Origin of the sequence: Prescottella soli (assembly GCF_040024445.1) — a bacterium.
Taxonomy (GTDB): domain Bacteria; phylum Actinomycetota; class Actinomycetes; order Mycobacteriales; family Mycobacteriaceae; genus Prescottella; species Prescottella soli.
In genome coordinates this window covers 1,611,986-1,633,138 of the sequence record NZ_CP157276.1, presented here as the reverse complement: position 1 = coordinate 1,633,138, position 21,153 = coordinate 1,611,986, and the positions used below count along the sequence as shown (strand labels likewise).

The following is a 21,153-nucleotide window of genomic DNA, read 5'->3' as shown; positions in this document are numbered from 1 at the left end:
GATCCACGGTAGGCCGGGGAGGATCGTTTCGCGCGACTTCCCATGACCCGATCAGCGGATCGCGCGGCGCTCGTACTGGCGCTTCGCCCAGATGTACCCGAACAGTGCGATCGCGACGGTCCACGCCACCGCGAGCACCCCGTTGTTGCCGATCGGGCCGCCGAGGAGAAGTCCGCGCAGTGTCTCGATGACCGGACTGAACGGCTGGTACTCGGCGAACCACCGCAACCCGGTCGGCATCGAGTCGGTCGGCACGAACCCACTGCCCAGGAACGGGAGCAACATCAGGAACATCGGCAGATTGCTCGCGGTCTCGACGCTGCGCGACACCAGACCGAGCGCAACCGACAGCCATGTGAGCGCGAACGTGAAGCCGGCCAGCAGGCCGATCGCGGCGAGCCATTCGACTGCGTCGGCGGTGGGACGGAAACCGACCAGAACGGCCACGCCCGTCACCACGGCCAGTGCGAACATCGTCTGGATCATGCTGCCGACGACGTGCCCGGTCAGCACCGAGGCTCGGGAGATCGCCATCGTCCGGAACCGGGCGATGATGCCCTCGGTCATGTCCGTCGCGACCGAAATCGCCGTTCCCTGAGCGGCACTCGCGATCGTGATGAGCATGATGCCCGGCGTGACGAAGTCGAGGTAGGCGTCGCGCCCACCGCCGAGACCGGCGCCGAGCGTGCCGCCGAACACGTAGACGAACAGCAGCAGGAGTACCACCGGCATCCCCACGAGCAGAATCGTCATCGACGGGTAGCGCGCCATGTGCCGGACGTTGCGGCGCAGCATCGTCGCCGAGTCCTGTAGGGCGTAGGAGACTGTGGTCATCGCAGGGCATCCTTCCGGGTGGGGGAACCTTCGGTCAGGGCGAGGAAGACGTCGTCCAGATCGGGGGTGTGGATCGACAGGTTCGTGACCTCGATCGCGTCCTCGTCGAGTCGGTCGAGGATCGACCGCAGCGACGGCACGCTGCCGTCACCGGGGACGTCGAGAGTGAGGCCGTCGTCGTCGCGTGGGACGACTCCGAGTGATGCTGCGGCCGTGGCCAGTTCGCGAGGATCGGCGAAGGAGAGCTGGACGTGCCCGCCCGGCACCAGTCGCTTGAGGTCGGCGGGCGTGCCCTCGGCGACCACACGACCGTTGTCGAGCACCGCGATGCGGTCGGCGAGCTGATCGGCCTCCTCGAGGTACTGGGTGGTGAGGAAGATCGTGACCCCGCCGGCCACCAGGTCCCGCACGATGTCCCACATCGTGCGTCGGCTGCGCGGATCGAGACCGGTCGTGGGTTCGTCGAGGAAGATGATCCGCGGCCGGCCGACGAGGGTCATCGCCAGATCCAGGCGGCGACGCATGCCACCGGAGTACGTTCCGGCGGTCTTCGACGCGGCGTCGGCGAGGTCGAAGCGTTCGAGCAGTTCGGCAGTGCGGCGACGCTCCTCGCGGCGCCCGAGATGATGCAGATCGGCCATCAGGGCCAGGTTCTCGGCACCGGTGAGAAGGTTGTCGACCGCGGAGAACTGGCCGGTGACGCCGATCGCGGCGCGGATCGCGTCCGGTTCCTTCGCCAGGTCGTGCCCGCCCACCCGGATGTCGCCGGCGTCGGGGTGGACGAGGGTGGACAGGATGTGGACGGTGGTGGTCTTGCCGGCGCCGTTGGGGCCGAGGAGCGCGAAGACCGAACCCCCCTCGATGTCGAGGTCGATTCCGTCGATAACGACCTTGTCCCCGAAGGACTTCCGCAGGGACCGGACTCGAATGTCCGATGTGGTGAGCGTTGCTGTGGTCATCACTCCGCCTTGTCGCTGGTGGGCTGGTCGGGGGTGGAGCGTCGAACGAGGATGTCGCCGAAACCGGTGTGCGCCTGGATCTCGACCGACTCGTCGGTCGAGACGGGGCCTGCGGTTTCGGTCAGCAGGTTCTGAACCTTTCCGAACGAGGTGTGGACGTCGAGGCGTGCCGCGGTACCGCTCCGGATGCCGATCTCGATCTCGCCTCGCGCGGTCCGCAGGTTCGCCGCCCCGCGCGCGATCTCGCCGATCCTGATGTCCCCGTTGGCGGTTGCGGCCTCGACGTCGTGTCCCACCCTGTCGACGACGATGTCGCCGTTGGCGGTCTTGGTCCGCAACGATCCGGTGACCGTACCGATCCGGTTGCGGCCGTTGGAATTCTTGACGACGGCGCTGCCCGCGATGCTGCGCACGTCGATCCGACCGGATCCGGTGCTGACCTGGGCATCGCCGTCGACGTGCTCGATGGTGACGGCGCCGGCAGCGGTGCCGACGTGCGCGGTACGGGTCTCGTCGAGGCGGACATCGCCCGTCGAGGTCTTGATTCGGCAGTCGCCGAGTGCGCCGGTGGCGCGGACGGCGGCGACCGAGGCGTCGGCCTCCAGGCCGGAGCCGGTCGGGAGTTCGACGGTCACGTCGACCGATCCGGCCTTGCCCCACAGAACGCGGGGACGGGGAGCGCGGACGACCAGCCGGCCGGACGCGTACTCGACCCGGGTCTGCTCGGCGGCACGCACGTCCGCGTCGCGAGTGGGGTCGCTGGGCCGTACCTGCACGACCGTGTCGTCGCGATCGGTCGCCGTGACGGTGGCGTCGCCGACGGCGAGTTGGAGGATGGCCGAGATCGGTTCCGGGGTGGTGAAAGTGGGCATCGTGATCCTCTGGGTGTGATGGAGGGTGCTGTCTGTGACGGCGGGGTCAGCGGACCCAGCCGGTGAATCGGTCGCCGCCGGTCGGGGCCCGGCGCTCGGGGCGCCGCGTCGTGGTGTTCTCGTCCAGTGCCGCCGTTGCGGCGCGGACGAGCCACGAATTGACCGACAGTCCGGCCGCGCGTGCCGCGTCCTCGACGCGGTCCTTGAGGTCCTGCGAGAGCCGGAGATTGATCCGGGTCATCGGGCCGTCCTCGACATCCGCGGGACGGGTGGACGGTGCCGTCGGCGCTTCCTGGGGGGCTGCAAGCTCGTCGAACGCCGGCGGTGCCGGTGGGGGAGTGACGACGAAGCCCGGTTCGCGTCCCCGCAGGCGCAGGTCCACCGAGCCGGGGGCGAGGTCGCGGGTGATTTCGTTCGCGGCCGCCGACAGGGCGTCGAGCAGAGCCAGGCGTACCGCCGAATCGAGCGGGGCAGTCAGCCGCTCGGCGACCGCCCGGGCCTCCGGACCGCCGGCCTCGGCGGCTACCGCGAGGTCGTTCTGGAGTGCGGTTACATACGGTGTCAGATCCATGGCATCACTATGGCACCAGTTTGGTGCCATGTGAAGGCCTTTGTTGAACTTCCCAGGTCAAAGTGGTGCCATCATGGCACCACTCGTCACCACGAGTGTGCCGTCAGTCCTCTCGTCGCGAGTTCGGACACCACGAGATCTCGGAGCTGCTCGCCGCTGTCGAAGTGGTCCGGATCGATCCCGACCAGCGACAGCGTGTACCTGCCGTCGCACGTGCACAGGTAGGCCGACAGGTGGGTGGTGGTCCGCGCGGGGCGGTCGGCGGAGATCCCGGGGTGCATCGCCCGCGTCGCGACGCCGGTGGTCCGGTACGGGCCCAGCAGCGCGAGTGCGTCCGGCAGCCGGCCGATGTTCGAGCACAGGGCGTCGAGTTCCCCGGCCCCCGCGGTCAGGCGCGCGGCGATTCGATCCGGGAGGATCTGCACGGTCTCCTCGGGGAACCCCGACGGTGCGCCCATCGGTCGGGCGGCGAAGGCCTCGCGGCTCGACCGGCGTATGTCGGAGAGTGAATCGGTCGGTGTCGCAACCACTTCGGTGATGACCATCGCATTGTCGACGGCGTCGGAGTTGCGCGTGTCGACCGGCACGCTGATGTGCAGCGGCATCGGCACCCCGGCGGCGTCGGCGATCGCGGTGACGAGCGCGAGGAACAGTCCGTTCGCGGTGCCGCCCTCGGCGGCTGCCGCGGCGTCCCACTCCGTCGCGTCGACATCGACGATCGCCGTGCACGTTCTGGTCGTGAGATGCGTTCGCTCCGGCCGTGGTCCGGGGTTGGCCTCGACGAACTCGCGCAGTTCGCGGCGCCGCCGGGCACTGAACAGGAGACCCAGCGACGCGCGGGCGCCGCCGATCAACACGGTCCCGACGGTCCGGACCGCGTCCGCGACATCCCAGGTGCGCAGCGGGACGGGCGCCGGGGGCCTGCCGGTGAGCGCCGAGTCCACCGCCGCCGCGAGGCCGCGGGCGTCGGCGACGACGTGCGAGCACACCAGCGAGAGCACGGTGCCACCGCCGGCGACGGGCGCGGCGGACAGTGCCCACCCGGGGCCGAACTCCGGGTCGACGTCGACGTCGGCCTGTGCGTCGGCCCACTGCACGACGTCGTCGACCGGTATCTGCGCGTAGCGGAGTGGGCGGGCCTCGGTGCTCGCCTCCCACCGAGGCCGGGCACCGGGTATCCGGGGGCGGACGACGCGGCGGCCCAGGGCACCGCGCGAGAGCGCGTCGTGCACCGATTCGAGGACCGCGGCGTCCACGACGTCCGCGGTACGCCACACGCCCTGCATCACGATCGGGACGCCGTACCCGTGATGCCGGCGCAGGAAGATCTCGTCCACCATGGTCAACCGGTCCATGCCGACGGACGCTACCGCTACTGCTGGTCGAACTGCCCGTGTCGTCCCTCGCCGGCGGCGAATCGGGCCGCGCCGGTGAGTGCGTCGACCGTCACCGCGACCATCCCGTGCCGGAACTCCGAGGCCAGCGCTTCCGCCTCGGCCAGACCCTCCTGGTCGAGCAGCGACATCCGGTCCTCGCGCAGGCACGTCTGCGGGAAGCGGGCGAGTTCGGCGGCCAGTTCCTCGGCGGTCGCGCGCGCCTGCCCGGTCGGCACCACCCGGTTCACCAGGCCGATCGCGAGGGCCTCGTCGGCGCCCACCGCGCGACCGGTCAACACCAGGTCCATCGCTCGGCCGGCCCCGACGATCCGGGGCAGCCGCACCGTACCGCCGTCGATCAGCGGGACGCCCCAGCGTCGGCAGAACACCCCGAAGATGCTGTCGGACTCGGCGATTCGGAGATCGGCCCACAGCGCCAACTCGAGCCCGCCGGCCACGGCGTGCCCGGACACCGCGGCGATCACCGGCTTGGACAGCCGCATCCGGGTCGGCCCCATCGGCCCGTCACCGTCCGGGGTGACGTGGTTGGACCGGTCGGTGCCCAACGCCTTGAGGTCTGCGCCCGCGCAGAACGTGCCGCCCTCGCCCCACAGCACCGCGACGGCGGCGTCGGGATCGGCGTCGAATTCCCGGAACGCCGCCGCGAGGGCGGCGGCGGTGGGCCCGTCGACCGCGTTACGCACCTCGGGCCGGGACAACACGATCGTCGTGACTGGCCCGGATCGTTCGGTGCGCACCGGCATGGCTCGACGCTACCCGGGCCCGGCGGGGCGTCAGGACCGAATCGCGACTTCGCTGCCAGCCCTGGTTCACTACATGCATGGCCTACCGTCGGACCCCCGCAGTCGAGGCACGCCTCGCTGCGCAGCGTGACGCGATCTTCGAGGCCGCGGTCGCGGTGCTGTCCGAGTCGGGCTACCAGGGGCTGACCATCGCCGCCGTCGCGAACCGGGCGCAGGTCGCGACGGGAACGGTGTATTCGCACTTCACCGGCAAGTCGGATCTGGTGGTCGCGGTGTTCCGGGAGATCGTCGGCCGGGAGGTGGCGGCGGTGAATTCCGCCGCCGGGCCGGGCCGGTCGGCCGGCGAACGCATCGCCGCGGTGATCGAGACGTTCGGCGGGCGCGCGATGCGGAACCCGAAACTCGCCTACACCCTGCTCGCCGAACCCGTCGACGCCGCCGTCGACGCCGAACGGTTGATCTTCCGGCGCACGTTCGCCGACGCATTCGCCGCGGCGGTCGCCGCGGGTGTCGCCGCCGGGGAACTGGCGCCGCAGAACGTCCCCCTCGTGGCGGCCTCGCTGGTCGGCGCGACCGCGGAGGTCCTCGCCGGGCCGCTCGCCTCCGGGCAGGACGCCCCCGGCGTGATCGACGACCTCGTGCGGTTCGCGCTCACGGCCGTCGGAGCTGTGCCCGTAAAACGGTGATCAGGAGGTTTGCGCGGTGAGCGCATACTGAGTGCGGCACAATCCCGATCCGTACGGAGCACGGTCATGCTGGTCGACACGCATTGGAGCGCCTGGAACGACGAGATCGAGGTGCAGGTCACCGAGGGCGCCGCGCTGGGCCCCGCGGTGGCGCTGGTGGGAACGGTGCTCGCCGAGGCGGAGGCGGCCTGCAGCCTCCAGCGCGGCAACGCCGAGATCCACGCCCTCAACCTCGCACAGGGGCTGCCGGTGCGCGTGAGTGTCTCCCTGGCCGGGCTGCTGCGGTCGGCCCTGTGGGTGGCCCGGATGACCGACGGTGCCGTGAGTCCGCTCGCGATCGAGGAATCGCCGGCCGGCGTTCCGCCCATCCACCCCGAACCGACGTTCGCCGACGTCCAGATCGACGACGCCACCGTCCTGGCTCCGTGGGGTGTCTCGTTCGACATCGCCGACACCGCGAAGGCCGACACCGCGGACCGGGCGGCCGCCCTGGTCGCCCACGAGCTCGAGTGCGGCGTGCTGGTGCGCGTCGGTTCCGTCCTCGCGACCGCGGGACACCCTCCGGCCGGCGGTTGGCAGGTGGCGGTGCCCGGTAACGGCGCGGTGGAGCTGCGGGCGGGCACCGCGATGGCCTCCGTCGGCGCCGATCTGACGTACGGCGGGCACGATGCGGTCAGCGGTGAGTGGGAGCAGGTTTCGGTGATGGCCGACGACGCGCTGTGGGCGTACGGCGCCGCGGCCGCGTCGATTCGGCGCGGCGTGGGCGCGGTGCCGTGGCTCGAACAGCAGGAACTCGGTGCGCGGCTGGTAGACCGGCTCGGTCGGGTCTACACGACGCACGGGTGGATTCACCCGCACGCCGCATAGCGGCGGATGTCAGACGGCGCGACCGCGCCGACCCCGATACCAGCGCACCAGCGCGTCGGTCGACGAATCGTCCTGCCGCGGGGGCGCTTCCGGTGACGTCAGCACGGGACCCAGTTCGAGGGCCTGCGCCTTGCCGAGTTCGACGCCCCACTGGTCGAACGAATCGATGCCCCAGATCACCCCGGCCACGAACACCTGGTGCTCGTACAGTGCGATGAGCTGGCCGATCGTCGACGGCGTCAACCGCGGCGCCAGGATCGTCGTCGAAGGGCGGTTGCCCGGCATGACCTTGTGCGGCACCAGTTCCGGCGCCGTTCCCTCCGCCGCGATCTCCTCGGCGGTCTTCCCGAACGCGAGCACCTTGGTCTGCGCGAACAAATTGCTCACGAGCAGGTCATGCATGCTGCCGGTGCCGTCCGCGGTGGGCAGGTCGTCGGTGGGCTCGGCGAACCCGATGAAGTCGGCGGGCACCAGGCGGGTGCCCTGGTGCAGCAGCTGGTAGAACGCGTGCTGGCCGTTGGTGCCGGGCTCGCCCCAGAAGATCTCACCGGTCTTGGTGGTCACAGGGGTGCCGTCGGCACGCACCGACTTGCCGTTGGACTCCATCGTGAGCTGCTGCAGGTAGGCGGCGAACCGCGCGAGGTCGTTCGAATACGGCAGCACGGCACGGGATTCCGCATCGAAGAAGCTCGAGTACCAGACGCCGATCAGGCCGAGCAGCACCGGTGCGTTCCGTTCGAGCGGCGCGGTCCGGAAGTGCTCGTCGATCGTATGGAAGCCGCTGAGGAACTCCGCGAACCGCTCCTTGCCGATCACGGCCATCACCGACAGGCCGATCGCCGAATCCACCGAATACCGGCCGCCGACCCAATCCCAGAAGCCGAACATGTTGGCGGTGTCGATGCCGAACTCGGCCACCCGCTGCTCGTGCGTGGAGACCGCGACGAAGTGCTTGGGCACCGCCGTCTCGCCGAGTTCGTCGACCAGCCAGCGGCGGGCCGCCGACGCGTTGGTGAGCGTCTCGAGCGTCGAGAACGTCTTCGACGCGACGACGAACAGCGTCGTGGCCGGGTCCAGGTCGGCGAGGGTCGCCACGAGATCCGCCGGATCGACGTTCGAGACGAACCGGGCCGAGATGCCCGCGTCGGCGTAGTGGCGCAGCGCGCCGCACACCATGACCGGACCCAGATCGGAGCCACCGATGCCGATGTTGACGACCGTGCGGATGCGCTCGCCGGTGGCGCCGCGCCACTGCCCGGATCGCAGGCGGTCGGTGAAATCGCCCATGCGCCGCAGCACCGAATGCACGTCGGCGACGACGTCCTGGCCGTCGACCTCCAGCTCGGCGTCGGCGGGCAGCCGCAGCGCGGTGTGCAGCACCGCCCGGTCCTCGGACGTGTTGATGTGAGCGCCCGCGAACATGTCGTCGCGCCGCTGCTCGACTCGCGCAGCGCGCGCCAGATCGACCAGCAGGGACAGGGATTCGCGGGTCACCCGGTGCTTGCTGTAGTCGATGTACAGGTCGCCCGCGGATACGGTCAGCTCGGTGCCGCGTTGGGGATCGTGCGCGAACAGGTCTCGCAGATGGGCAGATTCGATCACTCGATGATGCGCATCCAGGTTCTTCCAGGCTGCGGTCCCGGTGATGTCTGTGCTCATGATCAGCAGCTTATCGGCACCACGCCCGCGGAGCGGGCCGACTCTCGTCGAATGGGCCCGAGCGCCGCTCGCAGGACGCCGAGCAGGCGCATGATGAAGGATATGAACACAGCCGAATTGATTCGTGCCGTTCCTACCAAACTCTGGATCGGGGGAACCCCCGTCGACGCCGAGAACGGAGCCACTTTCCCCGTTCACGACCCCGCCACCGGCGAGGTTCTCACCCATGTCGCCGACGCGAGCCCGGCTGATGCCGTCAAGGCGCTGGACGCCGCGGTGGCGGCCCAGCCGGACTGGGCCGCCACCGCGCCCCGCGAGCGTTCCGAGCTTCTGCGCTCGGTGTTCGAGAAGATCTCCGCCCGGGCGGAGACGTTCGCCCAGCTGATGACCTTGGAGATGGGCAAGGCACTGCCCGAGAGCCGCGCCGAGGTGAAGTACGGGGCCGAGTTCTTCCGCTGGTTCGCCGAGGAGGCCGTGCGGATGGAGGGCCGCTACCAGTCCGCTCCGGCCGGCAACGGGAGGATCCTCGTCACCAAACAGCCCGTCGGTCCGTGCCTGGCCATCACCCCGTGGAACTTTCCGCTCGCGATGGGCACGCGCAAGATCGGGCCGGCGCTGGCCGCGGGCTGCACGATGATCGTCAAGCCCGCGTCGGAGACGCCGCTGACGATGCTCGCGCTCGCCGAACTGTTCGTCGAGGCGGGCCTGCCGCAGGGCGTGCTGTCGGTGCTGCCGACGTCGCACTCGGGCGCCCTCACGGGGCCGTTGCTCGAGGATCCGCGACTGCGCAAGCTCACGTTCACCGGCTCCACAGGCGTCGGCCGAATGTTGGTCGAGAAGTCGGCGAAGGGGTTGTTGCGCACCTCGATGGAGCTCGGCGGCAATGCGCCGTTCGTCGTGTTCGACGACGCCGACGTCGACGCTGCCGTCGACGGGGCGATACTCGCGAAACTCCGCAACGGCGGTGAGGCATGCACCGCCGCAAACCGTTTCCACGTCGCCAACGCCGTCCGGGCGGAGTTCACCGCGAAGCTCACCGAACGCATGGCAGCGTCGAAGCTGGGCCCCGGAATCGACCCTGCGACGACGCTGGGCCCCCTGATCAACGCGGACCAGCTGGCGACCGTCACCGAGTTGGTCGACGACGCCGTGCAGGCCGGAGCGAAGGTGCTGCTCGGTGGGCAGGCGCCGGGCGGGCCGGGCTGGTTCTACCCCGCGACGGTGCTCGCCGACGTGCCGGCGTCGGCGCGGATCCTGCGCGAGGAAGTGTTCGGTCCCGTCGCCGCGATCGCCGGTTTCGATACCGAGGCGGAGGGGATCGCGGCCGCCAACGACACCGAGTTCGGCCTGGCCGCGTACATCTACACCCGAGACCTCGACCGTGCGCTCCGCGTGTCCGACGCGCTCGAGACCGGCATGGTCGGTGTCAATCGCGGCGTCATCTCCGACACCGCGGCACCGTTCGGCGGCGTCAAGTCGTCCGGCTTCGGACGCGAGGGCGGCAGCGAGGGCATCGCGGAGTACCTCGAGACCAAGTACATCGCGCTCACCTGAGACGAGGCCGAGCCTCGACGGCTCGTCTCTCGACGCAAACGAAAACCGCCCGGTCCGTTATGGGCCGGGCGGTTTCGGGTGGGGTGCTCAGTGCCCCAGTCGTCCGCGTCCGAGGCGCAGCAACAGCATCGCGAGGGTGTGCCCCTCCTGGCCGAGCTCGCTGAACCGCTCGAGGACCTTCATCTCCCGGCTGTGGACCAGGCGGGGGCCACCGGATGCCATCCGGGTGCGGCCGATGATCTGGGACACCTCGCTGCGACGCTTGACGGCGGCGAGGATCTCGGCGTCCAGGCGGTCGATCTCCTTGCGGAGTTCGGCGATCTCCGCCTCGCTCGAAGGCAGGGGCGACTCGGATGAAGGCGTTGCGATCGGACTGCTCATAATCTTCTCCTCGTGTCGGAACGTAGGTTCGTTCGGTTCCCTCGAGTCGTTACGAATCCGGGTCCAGCTCACAAGAACGCCCCGGGATCCGGTGTGGACCTCGGGGCTCGCGGGGGATCAGGCCGCGGGCACCGTCGGTCGGTACCCGCTGGGAAATCGCCAGTGCTCGCGTGGCGAGCGCCATCGGATACCGGGCCCTCCCTCTGCGGCAATGATCATTGCTCCAGTTTGCCACGCAAAGGAGTGCAACCCAAGCAGAGGTGACTGCCTTCACCGTCGTCGGGCCCCTGCCACAATGTCGGCCTTCGCCGGTAGCGTGGACAGACGATGAACACGATTCCCGGCTCCACGATCGGTGCGGCAGGCCGTTCTCACGCCTCGTCCGACGCCCTGCTCGAAGGTCTCAACCCCCAGCAGCGGGAGGCAGTCCTGCACGCGGGGGCGCCGCTGCTCATCGTCGCGGGCGCCGGGTCCGGCAAAACCGCCGTCCTGACCCGGCGGATCGCCTATCTGTTGGCCGAGCGGGGCGTGATGCCCGGTCAGATCCTCGCGATCACGTTCACCAACAAGGCCGCCGCGGAGATGCGCGAACGCGTCGCGCAGTTGGTGGGTCCGCGCGCCAACAGCATGTGGGTCTCGACGTTCCACTCGAGCTGCGTTCGGATCCTGCGCGCCCAGTCGGCGCTGCTGCCGGGCCTGAACTCGAACTTCACGATCTACGACGCCGACGACTCGCGCCGCCTGCTGACGATGATCTCCAAGGACCTGGAGATCGACACCAAGCGCTACTCTGCTCGGCTGCTCGCGACCAAGATCTCGAACCTCAAGAACGAGCTGATCGACCCGGAGGAAGCCGCGGCGGACGCGGCCCGTGACTCCAACGACCTCGACAAGCTCGCGGCGCGTGTCTACGCGCTGTACCAGCAGCGCCTGCGGGCCGCGAACGCGCTCGACTTCGACGACCTGATCGGCGAGACGGTATCGCTGCTGCAGCGGCACCCGCAGGTCGCCGAGTACTACCGTCGCCGGTTCCGGCACGTCCTCGTCGACGAGTACCAGGACACCAACCACGCCCAGTACGTGCTGGTCCGTGAGCTGGTGGGGGAGCCGACCGACGACCCGCACACCGTCCCGCCGGCCGAGTTGTGCGTCGTCGGCGACGCCGACCAGTCGATCTACGCGTTCCGTGGTGCGACGATCCGCAACATCGAGGAGTTCGAGCGGGACTACCCCGATGCCCGGACCATCCTGCTCGAACAGAACTACCGGTCCACGCAGAACATCCTGTCGGCCGCCAACTCCGTCATCTCCCGCAACACCGGTCGCCGCGAGAAGCGGCTGTGGACCGACTCGGGCGAGGGCGAACTGATCACCGGCTACGTCGCCGACAACGAGCACGACGAGGCGCAGTTCGTCGCATCGGAGATCGACCGCCTGGTCGACGCCGGTGAGACCAAGTTCGGCGACGTCGCGGTGTTCTACCGGACCAACAACTCGTCGCGGGCGCTGGAGGAGATCTTCATCCGCCTCGGCATCCCGTACAAGGTGGTCGGCGGCACGCGGTTCTACGAGCGCAAGGAGGTGCGCGACATCGTCGCGTACCTGCGCGTGCTCGCCAACGAGGACGACGCGGTGAGCCTGCGGCGCATCCTCAACACCCCGCGCCGCGGTATCGGCGACCGCGCCGAGGCGTGCGTGTCGGTGTACGCCGAGCAGAAGGGCGTCGGATTCGCGCAGGCGCTGCGGGCCGGCGCCGAGGGCGTGGTGCCACTGCTCAACACCCGGTCCCAGAAGGCGATCGCGTCGTTCCTCGAGTTGCTCGACGGGCTGCGCGCGCTGATGGCGTCCACCGACGCCGACGGAAACGACCTCACCGACATCGGCGAGATCATCGAGGCCGTCCTGGACCGCACCGGGTACCGGCGCGAACTCGAGCTCAGCAGCGACCCGCAGGACGGCGCACGACTCGACAACCTCAACGAATTGGTAAGCGTGGCAAGAGAGTTCAGCTCCGATGCGCGTAACGCCGCCGCCTTCGCCCAGGAGAATGCGGCGCCCGACGACGTCGTGGACGACGAGGGCATGCCCGACCCCGGTTCGCTGGCGGCGTTCCTCGAGCGAGTCTCGCTGGTCGCGGACTCCGACCAGGTGCCCGATTCCGGCGAGGGCGTCGTCACGCTCATGACGCTGCACACCGCGAAGGGCCTCGAGTTTCCCGTCGTGTTCGTCACCGGTTGGGAGGACGGGCAGTTCCCGCACATGCGGGCGCTCGGTGATCCCGCCGAGCTGTCGGAGGAGCGTCGCCTCGCCTACGTGGGCATCACGCGGGCGCGGCACCGGCTGTACCTCACCCGGGCGGTCGTGCGATCCGCGTGGGGGCAGCCCGTCACCAACCCGGAATCGCGCTTCCTGCAAGAGATTCCGGCGGACCTGCTGGACTGGCGCCGTGAGGATCCCGGTGTCCTCGGCGGTGGCGGAGCGATCGGTGGCGGTCGCCCGCGCGGTCAGGGCTACGGCGGATCGGGTTACGGCGGTTCAGGATTCGGTGGTTCCGGCTTCGGTGGCGGTGGTCGGGCCGCCGGCTCGTCGCCCAGCTTCGGGGCGCCGCGTGGACGCAACAACAACCTGGTGCTCGCGGTCGGTGATCGGGTCAGTCACGACAAGTACGGTCTCGGCAAGGTCCTCGAGACGAAGGGCAGTGGTCCCACCGCGACCGTCACGATCGACTTCGGGTCCGCCGGCAAGGTGCGGCTGATGCTGATCGGCGGCGTGCCGATGGTCAAGCTCTGACGTCGCAGCACAAACGCCTGCGGGCCACGCGAAATCGCGTGGCCCGCAGGCGTTTTTCGTGACTGTGGGATCGAGCGTCAGGGCTGCTCGACGCCGAGGCTGATGCCCCGGGTCGCGAGCCACGGAATCGGATCGATCTTGTTCTCGCCGGCGAGATGGACCTCGAAGTGGAGGTGCGGGCCGGTAGAGAAGCCGCGGTTGCCCATCGTGGCGATCTGGTCGCCGGCCATGACCTTCTGGCCGACCGTGACCAGAGTGGTGTCGATGTGGCCGTACACGGTGATGGTGCCGTCGGAGTGCAGGAGGCGGACCCACATGCCGAAGCCGGAGGCCGGGCCGGAGTCGATGACCTGGCCGTCGGCCACCGCGTAGATCGGGGTGCCGATGGCGTTGGCGATGTCGACACCGGCGTGCAGCGTGCCCCAGCGGGAGCCGAACGACGACGTGTAGGTGCCGTGGGCGGGCAGCGCGAACAGCGGGCGGCGGGCGGCGGCCTCGCGGGCGGCGCGCTCCTCGCTGAAGCGCTGGCCCTTGGCGAGGAGGTTCGAGAACTGGCCCAGATCGGTCGGGCTCGCGACGGCGAGGACCTGCGGTGCCGAGCTGTCGGAGGAGGTCTGTGCGACGTCGCTGAACTGGGCGGCCTGCGGAACGGCGGTGGCGGCGACGGAGCCGGAAGCGGTGAGTTCGACCTCGGAGTGGTCGGCATTGTCGGCCGGGCCGTTGGTGGCTGCCTGGCCTGCGGCGACGACTGCGCCGGCGGCGACCGCGATGACGGCGGCGCGGCCCTTGAGGGCGGAGGGGGGAGCGGGGAGGCGGTGCTGGCCGCCGCGGCGGGGAGCGACGACATCGGCTGTCGGATCGATCGTCCCCGCGGGGGTGAAGAACTCGGTTGGCGGCTCGTCGGTGTCGACGGCGTCGTGGTGATTCTGGGGCTTGGAACTGTGGAACATGGCGCTACGAATCTCAGAACCTTCCGCCTCGGGGTAACGAACCCCCGAGGGCGTCGGATAGTTGGTTGCGACGCCGTCCGCCCGTTCCGACAGCTTGACCGGAGACGGCTCCGCTGCTGGATTGCAACGCTCGAACTCGTGATCTGCCGCAGCCGGGAACCTGGAGGCTTCCGGGTCAGCGTGTTGATTCACAAAACGGCTGGCGGTGAACTGAGTGCGGTGGCGCATGTGCCCTTCCGTCCTCCTGCCCGTGACCTGCCTGTGACTTAGACCCTGGCGACGGTAACGAAACGGTTGCAGGGGAGCAACCCGTAAGACCGGACGAAACGGGAGATGTGACTGGCGTCACAGCGTGAGCTGGGCGGATGCCGAACATCCCAAATGGTCTCGTTCATATATCGGGACGGCCCCGCGGTGTTACAACTCGTATATCCGCGGCCGACATTCCGGTTCGACCGACGATCGGTCGCGCACCCGATACCGTCGCGCGGGTGGATTCCCCAACCGAATTGCGCGCGGCCCCCGAAGTGATCGAGCCCACCGGAAAACGACCGACCGACCGGCCGGCGGGGCGCGGTGACGCCGGCCCCGGGCTGCTGCCGTACGTGGCCGTGGCGCTCGCCACTGTCGGCGCGCTCGCGGTCGCCGCAGGAACTCTCGGTTCGGTCGCCCGCTCCGCATCCGACGGGACGCGGATTCCGGCAGTCGGCACGGCCGCCGTCGTTGCAGTGGTCCTCGCGCTGTCCGTTCCCGTCGTGGCCGGGATCCTCGCCGTGCGGCGGTCGCCGGCGGGAGCCGCGCTGCTCGTTGGGGCCGGCCTCGTCTCGGCCGGGTTGTGCGTGATGGACGTGCAGCTGTGGACCGGCCCGATCGATGCCAACCGGCTCGAGCTGTTCCGTCCCGTGACGGCCGGCGGAATCGAGGCCGGTCCCGGTGCCGCACTCGTCCTCGCGGGGCACGTGTGCGCCGTGGTGGCCGGAATCATCGCGTTAAACTGGGGGTGGGCAGCATCGTCGTCACGTTCGCGGTCGTCGCGGCGGTCGGTGCCGGCGTCCTGACAGGAATCGCGGGCGCGGTCGAACGTGACGACATCGATACGTCGGAGCCGCACGATCCCCCGCAGCGACTGCTGGGCGTCGGGGCGGCCGCCGCCGTCGTGACCGTGCTCGGATACGCGCTGCCGCTGTACCAGGGAAGCGACGGCACCGCGGCCGCGCTCGGTCGCCTGCCGTGGGGCTGGGACGCGTGGGGGCAGGTGCTGTCGGTGGTCGCGATCGTCGTCGCGGTGCTGGTCGCGATGGGTGCGCGGCCGGCGCGCGGGGCGGCGCTCCTGGTCGGTGCGACCGTCGTCGCAGCCCTCCACGTGCTCGCGTGGCCGTTGTCCGCGGGGCGTCTGACGGATCCGGTCGTTGCCTCCGGCGCAGCACCTGCAATCCTTGCGGTAGTGCTCCTCGCGGTGAGCGCGGCGCTCGTCGGGCGCCGCGACCGTCGTTGAGGCGTGCATCGACGGCTGTCGTCGCGTGACATATCCCACATAGCATGTGGGCGGGCGATAGTCGATTGATTGAACTAGTTAAAGTCCGACACGGACCCGCTCCTACCCCTGAGCGGGCGTCAACGCAGACGAGACGGTGAGCAGATGGATCTCTTCGAATACCAGGCGAAGGAACTCTTCGCCAAGCATGACGTGCCGACGTCGGCCGGCCGTGTTACCGACACTGTCGCCGGTGCCCGCGAGATCGCGGAGGAAATCGGCAAGCCGGTCATGGTCAAGGCGCAGGTCAAGGTCGGTGGCCGCGGCAAGGCCGGTGGCGTGAAGTACTCGCCCGACGCGGACGCCGCGCAGGCGAACGCCGAGGCGATCCTGGGCCTGGACATCAAGGGTCACGTCGTCAAGAAGCTGCTGGTCGCAGAGGCGAGCGACATCGCTGAGGAGTACTACATCTCCTTCCTGCTCGACCGCACCAACCGCACCTACCTGGCCATGTGCTCGGTCGAGGGTGGCGTCGAGATCGAGGTCACCGCCGAGGAGAACCCCGACGCTCTCGCGAAGATCCCCGTTGACGCTGTCAAGGGTGTCGACCTCGCGTTCGCGCGCAGCATCGCAGAGGCCGGCAAGCTGCCCGCCGAGGTGCTCGACGCCGCGGCCAACACGATCCAGAAGCTGTGGGAGGTCTTCATCAAGGAAGACGCTCTCCTGGTCGAGGTCAACCCGCTCGTCCGTACGCCCGACGACCAGATCCTGGCCCTCGACGGCAAGGTGACGCTGGACGAGAACGCGGCGTTCCGTCAGCCCGGCCACGAGGCTTTCGAGGATCGTGACGCCACCGATCCCCTCGAGCTCAAGGCCAAGGAGAACGACCTCAACTACGTCAAGCTCGACGGCGAGGTCGGAATCATCGGTAACGGCGCCGGCCTGGTCATGTCGACCCTGGACGTCGTCGCCTACGCGGGCGAGAAGCACGGCAACGTCAAGCCCGCCAACTTCCTCGACATCGGTGGCGGCGCCTCGGCTGCCGTCATGGCTGCCGGCCTGGACGTCATCCTGAACGACGCGCAGGTCAAGAGCGTCTTCGTCAACGTCTTCGGTGGCATCACCGCGTGTGACGCCGTTGCCAACGGCATCGTCGGCGCGCTCGAGACCCTGGGCGACGAGGCCAACAAGCCGCTCGTCGTGCGCCTGGACGGCAACAACGTCGAAGAGGGTCGTCGCATCCTCGCCGAGGCCAACCACCCGCTGGTGACGGTCGTCGCAACCATGGACGAGGCTGCCGACAAGGCTGCCGAGCTCGCCTTCGCAGCGAAGTAAGGGACACACACAACAATGGCTATCTTCCTGACCAAGGACTCCAAGGTCATCGTCCAGGGCATCACTGGCGGCGAGGGCACCAAGCACACCGCGCTGATGCTCAAGGCCGGCACCCAGGTCGTCGGTGGCGTCAACGCCCGCAAGGCCGGCACCACGGTCTCGCACACCGACAAGGACGGCAACCAGGTCGAGCTGCCGGTCTTCGCGACCGTCGCCGAGGCCATGAAGGAGACCGGCGCGGACGTCTCGATCGCGTTCGTTCCCCCGGCCTTCTCGAAGGACGCCATCGTCGAGGCCATCGACGCGGAGATCCCGCTGCTCGTGGTCATCACCGAGGGCATCCCGGTGCAGGACTCCGCTTACGCGTGGGCCTACAACGTGGAGAAGGGCAACAAGACCCGCATCATCGGCCCCAACTGCCCGGGCATCATCACCCCGGAGGAGGCCCTCGTCGGCATCACCCCGGCGAACATCGCGGGCAAGGGCCCGGTCGGCCTGGTCTCCAAGTCGGGCACCCTGACCTACCAGATGATGTTCGAGCTGCGTGAGTACGGCTTCTCGACCGCCATCGGCATCGGCGGCGACCCGGTCATCGGCACCACCCACATCGACGCCATCGAGGCGTTCGAGAAGGATCCCGAGACCAAGCTGATCGTGATGATCGGTGAGATCGGTGGCGACGCCGAGGAGCGCGCCGCTGACTACATCAAGGCCAACGTCACCAAGCCGGTCGTCGGCTACGTGGCGGGCTTCACCGCTCCCGAGGGCAAGACCATGGGCCACGCCGGCGCCATCGTCTCCGGTTCCTCGGGCACCGCGCAGGCCAAGAAGGACGCCCTCGAGGCGGCCGGCGTCAAGGTCGGCAAGACGCCGTCCGAGACCGCGGCTCTCGCCCGGGAGATCCTGAAGAACCTCTGATCCGCTGTGCGGTGGGCGCTCGCAGCGCTCACTCTGGGATCTCACGAACGGCGCTCGCAGCCAGGACGTTTCGTCCGGTTGCGGGCGCCGTTCGGCGTTTCACACGTCGACCCACCGGACGCCTGCCGGTGTGAGTTCGCTGGTGCCGGCGGTGAGCTCGGCGACGACTGCGGCCAGCCGCTCCGGGTCCTTCGTCGCGAGAGTGAAGGTGACCTCGGCGCCGTACGCGGTGTCGACGACGGCGATCCCGCGGCCGCGGAGCTCGGCCTCGATCCTGCCCGCGGTGCCGTGCCCGACGTCGAGGGACAGCAGTTCGAGGCGCTCACGGCTGAGCAGTGTCGGCTGTGCGGCATCCGCGGCAACCGCCACCGCCCCCGAGTAGGCGCGCACCAGTCCGCCCGCGCCGAGTTTGATGCCGCCGAAGTAGCGCGTGACGACGGCCGCCACGTCGACCAGTTCCCGCGCCCGCAGCACCTGGAGCATCGGCACCCCGGCCGTCCCGCCGGGCTCGCCGTCGTCGCTGGACCGCTCGGCCCGGTCCGAGGGCTCGTTGCCGGTGACGAATGCCCAGCAATGGTGCCGCGCGTCGGGATACAGCCGTCGCTGCTCGTCGACGAACTCGTGCGCCTCGGCCGGGGTGTCGACCCGCCGCAGCGCCGCGATGAACCGGGAGTGCTTCACCTCGGTCTCCACGACGACGTCGGAACCGGCGGGCAGCGTGAAAGACATGCTTCATCTTCCCTGTTCTCGTGTCCCGGCCACGTAGCGGGGAGACAATGGTGCGGTGCCGACCGAGCCGAGGCGGGGCGCCATGACCGACGTAGTCCAATTTCCCAGCCGGACCGACCGAGCGCGCTGCGGGAAGGAGGCACGCCGACGCGTGCCGTTCGATACGCTCGCCGACATCGGCCCCGACGCGGCCCGCGACCCGCTCGGCCTGCTCGCCGACCAGGCGCGGACCCGGGTTCCCGATCTCGTGCCGGTGCGGTACTCGCGAATGGCCACGACGCCGTTCACCTTCCTGCGCGGGTCGGCGCTCGTCATGGCCCACGACCTCTCGCGCGCGCCGGACACGGGCCTGCGGGTGCAGCTGTGCGGGGACGCCCATCTCGGCAACTTCGGGATCTTCGCGACGCCGGAACGTCGACTTGCGTTCGACCTCAACGATTTCGACGAGACCTATCCGGGCCCCTTCGATTGGGACGTCAAACGTTTGGTCACGAGCGTCGAGGTCGCGGCTCGGCAGATCGGATTCGGCGAGAAGCGTCGCTCACGCATCACCCGCGCCTGCGTCGCCGAGTACCGGGAGACCATGATCAGCCAGGCGGGCCAGGGCAATCTGGCGGTCTGGTACGCGCACGTCGACCCGACGACCGAGCTGGCGCAACTGCGCGACGAGCTCGATTCGACGACGCGCAGGACCAGCCGAAAAACTGTCGAGAAGTCTTGGCGCTACGGCAGTTTGCAGGCGTTGGAAAAGCTCACGGCTGTGGTGGACGGTCGCCGTCGGATCGTCAGCCGACCGCCGCTGATCGTGCCGATCGAGGAGGTCTTCGCCGACGAGGACGCAGACGCGATGTACCGCGAATTCCGGACTCGGCTCGACGAGTACCGGGCCACGCTGCACCACGCGAGCGAGGTCCCCTTCGGACAGTACGAGTTCGTCCAGGCGGCACGGAAAGTCGTCGGGGTGGGCAGCGTCGGCACCCGCTGCTGGATCCTGCTGATGCGCGGTGCGGACGACGACGATCCGCTGATCCTGCAGGCCAAGGAGGTGGAACGGTCGGTGCTCTCGCGGTATCTCGACGGCCCGTCCTACCCATGCGAGGGTCGACGGGTCGTCGGCGGGCAGCGGGTGATGCAGGCGGCGAGCGACATCTTCCTCGGCTGGCAGCAGGGTGAGGGGTTGGACGGGGTGCGCCGGGACTACTACCTCCGTCAACTGCGCGACGCCAAGGCGTCCGCGTCGGTCGAGTCGATGACGCCGTCCGGTATGGAGATGTACGGCCGACTGTGCGGGCGAGTGCTCGCCCAGGCTCATGCCCGTTCCGGTGATCGGGTCACGATCGCCGCGTATCTGGGATCGGGGTCCGGATTCGACGAGGCCGTCACCGCTTTCGCCCGCGCATACGCGGATCGCAACGCGGGCGACCATGCGGCACTGGTCGATGCGCTCGGTTCCGGACGGATCGCGCAGGCGTGAGCGCCGGCGGTCATCGATCACTTGGCTGCGCCGAACTGAGGGTAGCGTTCATGGCGTTGCGATTTCTCGACGAGGAGCAGACATGACTTACACCGACGGAGGGTCCTACGGGCAGCCTTCGCACGCCCCGAGCACGGACGGGACGAAGGGGCTGTCGTTCTATCTCGGACTCGGCGTCCTCACACTCGGCGTCGTGAATTTCCTGCTCGGGTTCTCCCCGTACGTCGAGAACTCGACCACCGTCGGCTTCGGATTCTCGTTCACGCAGGACGCATTCGAGAGCGGTGGTGCGCTCCCGCTGGCGTTCCTGTTGACCGGCGGTCTGCTCGCCGGGCTGTCGCTGCTGCCCAAGCAGGAACACACCGCTCCGGCAGCGGTCGCGTCGGTGGTGGGCTTTCTCGTGTCGTTCGTCTTCATGCTGAGCCTGCCCGGGGGCGGCAGCCTCGCCGGCGGCGGGATCGCGATCCTGGTCCTCTCGTTCGTCCAGGCGGTGATCGCGGTCGCCGTGTTCCTGTTCGGCGCGGACATCGTCAAGATGCCGCAGCCGCGCCCGTCTCGCACCCACGTCCACCCGACCGCGTACGGCCACCCGCAGGGATACAACCCCCAGGCCCCGCAGCAGGGCTACGGCACGCCCCAGGGCTACGGCGCCCCGCAGGGCTACCAGCAGCAGATGCCCGGCTACGGCCAGTCCGCGCAGACGCCGCAGGGCTACCCGCAGCAGCCGACGGCCGGGTACGGGCAGTTCCAGGCGTACCAGGCGCAGCAGCCGACGCAGCACATGCCGCAGCAGTCGCCGGCACCGTCGACTCAGCCGCAGACCCCGCAGACCCCGCAGACCCCGCAGACCCCGCAGCCCGGCGAATCGTCCGGCGCACCGGCAGCGGACGCGACCGGCGCACCGACGCAGGCATTCGATGCGCAGACGCACAAGGATGACGACGAGAAGAAGTGACGCAG

20 protein-coding genes are annotated in these 21,153 nt (G+C 69.4%); 10 read left to right on the top strand and 10 right to left on the bottom strand.

Translation table 11 applies throughout. The annotated features are described in order from the left end of the window. Positions 1–51: 51 nt before the first annotated feature. The 6 genes from ABI214_RS07650 to ABI214_RS07625 all read right to left on the bottom strand — a co-directional run bounded on the left by ABI214_RS07650 (position 52) and on the right by ABI214_RS07625 (position 5,376). Complete coding sequence (locus tag ABI214_RS07650) at positions 52–834, bottom strand: ABC transporter permease (RefSeq protein WP_348608210.1); 783 nt, start codon at positions 832–834, stop codon at positions 52–54. Beyond that, complete coding sequence (locus ABI214_RS07645; RefSeq protein ID WP_348608207.1) at positions 831–1,793, bottom strand: ATP-binding cassette domain-containing protein; 963 nt, start codon at positions 1,791–1,793, stop codon at positions 831–833. Before ABI214_RS07645 ends, ABI214_RS07650 begins: the two co-directional genes overlap by 4 nt. Beyond that, on the bottom strand, positions 1,793–2,665 hold the full coding sequence (locus ABI214_RS07640; protein ID WP_348608203.1) for a DUF4097 family beta strand repeat-containing protein: 873 nt from the start codon (positions 2,663–2,665) through the stop codon (positions 1,793–1,795). Before ABI214_RS07640 ends, ABI214_RS07645 begins: the two co-directional genes overlap by 1 nt. A gap of 46 nt (positions 2,666–2,711) precedes the next feature. Continuing rightward, positions 2,712–3,236 (bottom strand): hypothetical protein, encoded by a 525-nt coding sequence (locus ABI214_RS07635; protein ID WP_348608200.1) that lies wholly within the window; start codon positions 3,234–3,236, stop codon positions 2,712–2,714. Positions 3,237–3,322: 86 nt separating this feature from the next. Further along, positions 3,323–4,591: a hypothetical protein gene (locus ABI214_RS07630; protein WP_348608197.1), complete on the bottom strand. Its 1,269-nt coding sequence runs from the start codon at positions 4,589–4,591 to the stop codon at positions 3,323–3,325. Between the two features lie 17 nt (positions 4,592–4,608). Further along, positions 4,609–5,376 carry a crotonase/enoyl-CoA hydratase family protein gene (locus ABI214_RS07625; RefSeq protein ID WP_348608194.1) on the bottom strand — a complete coding sequence of 256 codons (768 nt, stop codon included), beginning with the start codon at positions 5,374–5,376 and terminating at the stop codon, positions 4,609–4,611. A 77-nt stretch (positions 5,377–5,453) separates the two neighbouring features. On the opposite strand from ABI214_RS07625, the gene ABI214_RS07620 reads away from it, so the two are divergent. Together ABI214_RS07620 and ABI214_RS07615 are read left to right on the top strand one after the other, a co-directional pair. Then, entirely contained in the window at positions 5,454–6,062 is a 609-nt protein-coding gene (locus tag ABI214_RS07620) for a TetR/AcrR family transcriptional regulator (protein WP_348608191.1), read from the top strand. Between the two features lie 66 nt (positions 6,063–6,128). Next, positions 6,129–6,929: an FAD:protein FMN transferase gene (locus ABI214_RS07615; protein WP_348608188.1), complete on the top strand. Its 801-nt coding sequence runs from the start codon at positions 6,129–6,131 to the stop codon at positions 6,927–6,929. A gap of 9 nt (positions 6,930–6,938) precedes the next feature. On the opposite strand, the gene pgi is transcribed toward ABI214_RS07615, so the two are convergent. Then, positions 6,939–8,588 (bottom strand): glucose-6-phosphate isomerase, encoded by a 1,650-nt coding sequence (gene pgi / locus ABI214_RS07610; protein ID WP_348608185.1) that lies wholly within the window; start codon positions 8,586–8,588, stop codon positions 6,939–6,941. Positions 8,589–8,690: 102 nt separating this feature from the next. On the opposite strand from pgi, the gene ABI214_RS07605 reads away from it, so the two are divergent. After that, positions 8,691–10,142 carry an NAD-dependent succinate-semialdehyde dehydrogenase gene (locus tag ABI214_RS07605; RefSeq protein WP_348608182.1) on the top strand — a complete coding sequence of 484 codons (1,452 nt, stop codon included), beginning with the start codon at positions 8,691–8,693 and terminating at the stop codon, positions 10,140–10,142. An 87-nt stretch (positions 10,143–10,229) separates the two neighbouring features. On the opposite strand, the gene ABI214_RS07600 is transcribed toward ABI214_RS07605, so the two are convergent. Next, positions 10,230–10,523 carry a chorismate mutase gene (locus ABI214_RS07600; protein ID WP_348608179.1) on the bottom strand — a complete coding sequence of 98 codons (294 nt, stop codon included), beginning with the start codon at positions 10,521–10,523 and terminating at the stop codon, positions 10,230–10,232. A 327-nt stretch (positions 10,524–10,850) separates the two neighbouring features. Between ABI214_RS07600 and pcrA the strand changes: the two genes are divergently transcribed. Further along, on the top strand, positions 10,851–13,313 hold the full coding sequence (pcrA, locus tag ABI214_RS07595) for a DNA helicase PcrA (protein ID WP_348608176.1): 2,463 nt from the start codon (positions 10,851–10,853) through the stop codon (positions 13,311–13,313). Positions 13,314–13,390: 77 nt separating this feature from the next. On the opposite strand, the gene ABI214_RS07590 is transcribed toward pcrA, so the two are convergent. Beyond that, positions 13,391–14,491 (bottom strand): M23 family metallopeptidase, encoded by a 1,101-nt coding sequence (locus tag ABI214_RS07590; RefSeq protein ID WP_348608173.1) that lies wholly within the window; start codon positions 14,489–14,491, stop codon positions 13,391–13,393. A 263-nt stretch (positions 14,492–14,754) separates the two neighbouring features. Here ABI214_RS07590 and ABI214_RS07585 point away from each other — a divergent pair, with 263 nt between their 5' ends. The 4 genes from ABI214_RS07585 (at position 14,755) to sucD (ending at position 17,990) form a co-directional block, all read left to right on the top strand. Next, a complete protein-coding gene (locus tag ABI214_RS07585) occupies positions 14,755–15,321 on the top strand; it encodes a hypothetical protein (RefSeq protein WP_348608170.1) in 567 nt (188 codons plus the stop codon). Continuing rightward, entirely contained in the window at positions 15,264–15,758 is a 495-nt protein-coding gene (locus tag ABI214_RS07580; RefSeq protein ID WP_348608167.1) for a hypothetical protein, read from the top strand. Before ABI214_RS07585 ends, ABI214_RS07580 begins: the two co-directional genes overlap by 58 nt. Positions 15,759–15,902: 144 nt before the next feature. Beyond that, positions 15,903–17,072 carry an ADP-forming succinate--CoA ligase subunit beta gene (gene sucC / locus ABI214_RS07575; RefSeq protein WP_280762628.1) on the top strand — a complete coding sequence of 390 codons (1,170 nt, stop codon included), beginning with the start codon at positions 15,903–15,905 and terminating at the stop codon, positions 17,070–17,072. A 15-nt stretch (positions 17,073–17,087) separates the two neighbouring features. Then, positions 17,088–17,990, top strand: coding sequence for a succinate--CoA ligase subunit alpha (sucD, locus tag ABI214_RS07570; RefSeq protein ID WP_280762629.1), 903 nt, complete (start codon positions 17,088–17,090; stop codon positions 17,988–17,990). A 99-nt stretch (positions 17,991–18,089) separates the two neighbouring features. Here sucD and ABI214_RS07565 read toward each other — a convergent pair whose 3' ends face one another. Then, positions 18,090–18,719, bottom strand: a complete 630-nt coding sequence (locus ABI214_RS07565; RefSeq protein ID WP_348608162.1) for an IMPACT family protein — start codon at positions 18,717–18,719, stop codon at positions 18,090–18,092. A gap of 82 nt (positions 18,720–18,801) precedes the next feature. Between ABI214_RS07565 and ABI214_RS07560 the strand changes: the two genes are divergently transcribed. Further along, complete coding sequence (locus ABI214_RS07560) at positions 18,802–20,193, top strand: DUF2252 domain-containing protein (protein ID WP_348608159.1); 1,392 nt, start codon at positions 18,802–18,804, stop codon at positions 20,191–20,193. A gap of 82 nt (positions 20,194–20,275) precedes the next feature. Continuing rightward, positions 20,276–21,148: a DUF5336 domain-containing protein gene (locus ABI214_RS07555; protein WP_348608156.1), complete on the top strand. Its 873-nt coding sequence runs from the start codon at positions 20,276–20,278 to the stop codon at positions 21,146–21,148. Positions 21,149–21,153: the final 5 nt, after the last annotated feature.